The organism is Verrucomicrobiota bacterium (assembly GCA_016871535.1).
GTDB lineage: Bacteria > Verrucomicrobiota > Verrucomicrobiia > Limisphaerales > SIBE01 > VHCZ01.
Genome location: VHCZ01000359.1, coordinates 1 through 5,092, shown reverse-complemented (window position 1 = coordinate 5,092; position 5,092 = coordinate 1). Strand labels below are relative to the sequence as shown.

Here is a 5,092-nt window from a genome sequence, read left to right as displayed (position 1 = left end):
ACAGATCCACTTCGGGATATGCTCGTCGCTCGCGCCTCGTCTGGCCGAAAAATCCCTTGCCGCGAACGTGAGCGTATTTATGAAATGGACCACTAAGTTGGCTGCGCCTGGGAAGGTTCGCCTGGTTCCTTGCTCGCAACCTGATCTGACGGCGCGCTCTTGGCCCCTTTGGGCTTTTTGGGAGGACGCGGCTCGAATTCGAAACTGACTTTGCCGCCTTCGCCCACGACCAGGTAAGCGTTGAACGGCCGTCCCTTCTTGGAAATGAACCGCTGAAGCAAATCCGTCTTGCCCGTTTGCAGGAGCTTGATCATCTGCGCGCGCTCGATCTGGCGCTGCAAAATGATCTTGCCGGAACGGAAATCACAAATCCGCTTCGGTCCCGTGGCCTTTTCGCAAATGTAGCTCATCCCGTCTTCAAAGACACGGGCGCTGCACTTCGGGCACTTTCCCAGCGGCTCCTGCCCCGTGAAATCGACTTCCTTGTCCGCGCCTTCGCCATTCCCGTTGCTCTGGCCAAAATCGAACTCGGGCTTGAGATCCGGCGTAAGTTTGATGAGGGCCGCAAACGGTTTGCCCATCCGGCTGCGGAATCCCTGGAGCGGCCCGATCGTGCGTTTCGTGATCAACTCTTCCACTTCCTGAACTTCGAACTGGCGCCCGGCGACGATTCGCCAGAGGGCGAAATCACACGACTGACATTGGAACTTTTTGTAGTTCTCGCGAATCTCCCCGCCGCACTTGGGGCAGCGGACGGTCAGCGTCGCGAAATCCCCCGGAACGGTGTCGCTTTCGTAGCGCTTGGCCTTTTCCACGATCGAACGGGTCACGCTCGCGATCTCGCGCATGAAGTCTTCGCGCCGCAGTTCGCCGCGCTCCATTTGCTTCAGCTTGAATTCCCAATCACCGGTCAGTTCCGGCGAGCACAGTTCGGGAATATTCAGCCCGCGCAGCAGCGCCAACAACGAAAACGCTTTCGGAGTGGGCTGGAGTTCGCGGCCCATGCGCTGGATGTATTTTTCGTAAATCAATCCTTCGATGATGGCGGCGCGCGTTGCCGGAGTGCCCAGCCCTTTCGCGCTCATCGCCTCGCGCAATTCCTCGTCATCGACGAGTTTGCCCGCGCCCTCCATCGCGCTGAGCAAGGTCGCTTCCGTAAAACGCGGCGGCGGCTTGGTCTGGTTCGCGATCACCTCGACGTTGCTGGTGCGGGCGGTCTCGTTGGCTTTCACGGCGACCAGGTTCGGGGCGTCGTCGGTTTGAACGTCGCGGCCATACACTTCCATCCACCCGGGCGCCACCATCACTTTGCCCTCGCTCTTGAACGGTTCCTCCGCGACGCGCGTGATGCGGGTGGTGACCAGGAATTCCGCCGCCGGATAAAACACGGCCAGGAACCGGCGGGTGACCATATCGTAAATCCGGTTCTCGTCGTCGTTCAGATGCCTGGGGGGTTGCGAGGTCGGGATGATCGCGAAGTGGTCCGAGATTTTCGCGTTGTTGAAGATGCGCTTGTTGGGCTTCACCCATTCTTGTTCGAGAATCTTTCCGGCGAACGGCGCGTAGGGCGTGGGGTCCATCGCGTTCAACGTGCGCTTCACCGTGGCGAGGTAATCTTCCGGGAGCGCGCGCGAATCCGTTCGGGGATACGTCAGGACTTTGTGCCGTTCATAGAGCGCCTGCGCGATCTGGAGGGTCCGGTTGGCGGGCAAGCCGAAGCGGCTGTTGGCCTCGCGCTGCAAACTCGTCAGATCAAACAATAGCGGCGAGAGCTGCGTCGTGGGCTTGCTTTCTTCCGCGATGACCCCGGGTTTGCCCAGACACCTGGCGCGGATGGCTTCGGCGCGCGCCACGTCCCAGATTCGCTCCGCCCGCGAGTCCGCGTCGGCTTCCTTTTTTTCCTTTGAGAATTGCTCGTGAAACCACCGGCCCGTGTAAGTGCCGGCCTCCACGCCGAACGTCGCATGGACTTCCCAATAATCCCGCGGGACAAATTTTTTGATCTTCTCTTCGCGCTCCACGACGATCGCGAGCGTCGGCGTCTGGACGCGTCCGACGGTGGTGAGCTGGAACCCGCCGCTCTTGGAGTTGAAGGCCGTCATCGCGCGGGTGCCATTGATCCCTACCAGCCAATCGGATTCGGACCGGCAAACCGCGGCGTCTGCCAGCGGCCGCATCGCCGCGTCATTGCGCAGGACGGCAAATCCTTCCCGAATCGCCGCCGGGGTCATGGACTGCAGCCAGAGGCGTTCGATCGTTTTTTTCGTGCCGACGTGCTGGACGATGTAGCGGAAAATCAGTTCGCCTTCGCGCCCGGCGTCACAGGCGTTGATCAGGCGGGCCACGTCCTTGCGCTTGATCAGGCGGGCCAGCACTTTCAGGCGCGTCTCGGTTTTCTCAATCGGCCTGAGATCGAACGTGGGGGGAATGACGGGCAAATGCGCGAAGCTCCACTTTCCCTTTTTGACCTCCACGCCATCGGGGGGGATGAGTTCGAGCAAGTGGCCGATGGCCGACGACAGCACGTAGTCGTCGCTCTCGAAATAGTCCTGCTGCTTCGCAAAACCGCCCAGGGCTTTGGCGATATCCGCGGCCACGGACGGTTTTTCGGCAATGATCAATGCTTTGCCCATGACAAAAACAATGCGCTCGAATCTCTAAGACGATGCGGCACCCCGATGCAAACCCAATCCACGCTTTCTTTTTGACTGCGGTAACGTCGTCAAAAAGTTTTCCGATGTCAAAGCAGGAATAATTCGCGTCGTTCCCTCTCAGTTAAGATAGTCAAGGTGGGGCGAGACTCCTGCCGAGCCAATGCCATCGAAGACAGGCTCCGCCGGACCGTCGCTCCACCGTCGTGAACTGAGGGGTTACTGTGCAGACCGTGGGATTGACGACAGATCGACCGGAGAACCGTAGCGCAGATTTTCAATCTGCGGTATCGCCGATTTCCAATCGGCAGGGCGCCGGCAAGTCCCAGCGTGCTCGGACTGGGAGACGCCCCGCAGAATACAATTCTGCGATACGGCAGAGTGCAACTCTGCGCTACGCTTGAGCGCCGCTAAAAGCCGTGTCCTCATACGGAGATGCGCCGCATTTCGACTGGCGAGGCGCCGGTCGATGCACGCGAGGGCGCGTGTGTTTCCCGGTCGCGTCACATGCATCATAGATTTTCCGGCTTGTCTTGAAAGTCCATTTCGCGTCTAAACAGCCCGCATGCCTGAATGGATTGCTGTCGTCCTCCTTGGAATCATCGAAGGGGTCACGGAGTTTTTGCCTGTCTCATCGACCGGCCATTTGCTTTTGGCGGAGAATTGGCTGCCCCGCCAGTCGGACGTATTCAACACCGTCGTGCAATGCGGCGCGGTGCTGGCCGTCATCCTGACCTTCACCGAGCGGCTGCGGCAGTTCCTTTTCCAATGGCGCGACCCGGAGACGAGAGATTATCTGGCCAAGCTGTTGAGCGCTTTCTTCATCACGGGGGCAGGCGGCTTGATCCTGAAGAAACTGGATTTCGAACTGCCTGAAGAAATCGCGCCGGTGGCCTGGGCGACACTGATCGGCGGAATTCTGTTTCTGGCGGTCGAACGCTGGTTGCGGAACCGGACGTTATCGAATGCAGTGACGTGGCAAGTCGCCGTCGCGGCGGGCGCTTCCCAGTTGCTGGCCGCGCTTTTCCCGGGTGCGTCCCGATCCGGCATGACGATCCTCGCGGCGCTGGCCCTGGGCTGTAGCCGCCCCGCGGCGACCGAGTTTTCATTTTTGCTGGGCATCCCGACTTTGCTTTCGGCTGGCGCGCTGCAAACTCTGGATGCGCTCCGGCAGCCGCAAGGGCCGGCGATCGATTGGGGCATGATCGCGCTCGGTTCCGCCGTCGGCGCCGTGACCGCGCTCGCGGTGGTGCGCTGGCTGCTGCGCTTTGTGCAAACCCACACCTTCGTCGGCTTCGCCTGGTATCGGATTGGGCTTGGCGTCATTCTCCTTCTGCTCGTGAAGTGAAAATCGCGCAAAGAACAGTTAGGGTCCTTGAACTCCAAAACTTGGCACAACTGAGTCAAGTTGTTGAACAGCGAATGATTCCTGGATCACTCTTTTAGTAATCAAAGTGCTGGGCAGATGAGAAGAGAAGTCCAGCCGATAGCCAATCGAAGCGCCAGCAACCCTTCGCGCCCGTCTTCACGAACGTGCCGACGATTTCTTCCGCACTTCAACGCGCTCGATCTGCGGCACGTCCACGACATCATGCCCGCCCCTTCCGGGAAGGAATACGATCAGGGTTTCGCCCTCCGGCGAGAGGGCGGCGAACTCAGGGTGCGGAATCGAGTAGGTTTTGTTGCTGCCCGTGCAAATCCTAATTGGGCGGAACGGACTGGCTTGAAGCAACTTTCTCAACTCGTTCGGATTCATGCCGGCTCTATGCCACAGCCTTCCAATTCCTTCAAGTTCTCGATTGCGGACGGAGCGCCTCAACAGCACGAGTCGGGGTCCGATAGGCCAATCGTTCGTTTGAATCCTGGAACGCTCCCTTGGTCTCAGAACCCTGCCTACGGCCCATGAATCGGTAAGGACGCGTTCCACCGCGTCCCTGAAATTGTCTTTTCGATCGCGGAGTAAAGTCAGGGACGGAGTGGAATCCGTCCCTACCAGGTTTCATGGGGGCCCATGAGCCTGCGCTGGTAGGGCGGTGCTGCTGCGCCGCCGTATCGACAGAAAACCGGCTGCGCGGCGACGCAGCCTACCAGGTTCATGGGAAGCCTCGCTCGTTCAACTCGAACTCCGAAGTTCATTTATAGAGAAGGAAACGAAGATAACGAAGCGGATCGCTCACTTCACCTTCCGGCTCCGCGAGGTCCGCGAGGTGGATCTTGGGGCCTCAGCACTGGCTCGCGGCGAATTTTCTGTGGGCTGGTTTCGGACACAGGCGCAACGCTATCGAGGCGGGCGGGAATTTTCAAAAAACTTATTTGGACCGGCATTGGTCGTTGCCGCAGGGCGGCCATGGCGGTAAATTCGGACGATGAATGCAACGGCGATCAAAGAGGTCGCTGAGCGGCAGCCTTTTCGCCCGTTTACGGTGCGGCTCAATGACGGC

At 59.5% G+C, this 5,092-nt stretch carries 3 protein-coding genes; 1 reads left to right on the top strand and 2 read right to left on the bottom strand.

The genetic code is table 11. From position 1 onward, the window contains the following. Nucleotides 1–92 precede the first annotated feature (92 nt). Nucleotides 93–2,633 (bottom strand): DNA topoisomerase III, encoded by a 2,541-nt coding sequence (locus FJ398_25960; GenBank protein MBM3841333.1) that lies wholly within the window; start codon nucleotides 2,631–2,633, stop codon nucleotides 93–95. A 583-nt stretch (nucleotides 2,634–3,216) separates the two neighbouring features. Here FJ398_25960 and FJ398_25955 point away from each other — a divergent pair. Then, entirely contained in the window at nucleotides 3,217–3,999 is a 783-nt protein-coding gene (locus FJ398_25955) for an undecaprenyl-diphosphate phosphatase (protein MBM3841332.1), read from the top strand. Between the two features lie 177 nt (nucleotides 4,000–4,176). On the opposite strand, the gene FJ398_25950 is transcribed toward FJ398_25955, so the two are convergent. Beyond that, nucleotides 4,177–4,407 (bottom strand): hypothetical protein, encoded by a 231-nt coding sequence (locus FJ398_25950; protein ID MBM3841331.1) that lies wholly within the window; start codon nucleotides 4,405–4,407, stop codon nucleotides 4,177–4,179. Between the last annotated feature and the right edge of the window lie 685 nt (nucleotides 4,408–5,092).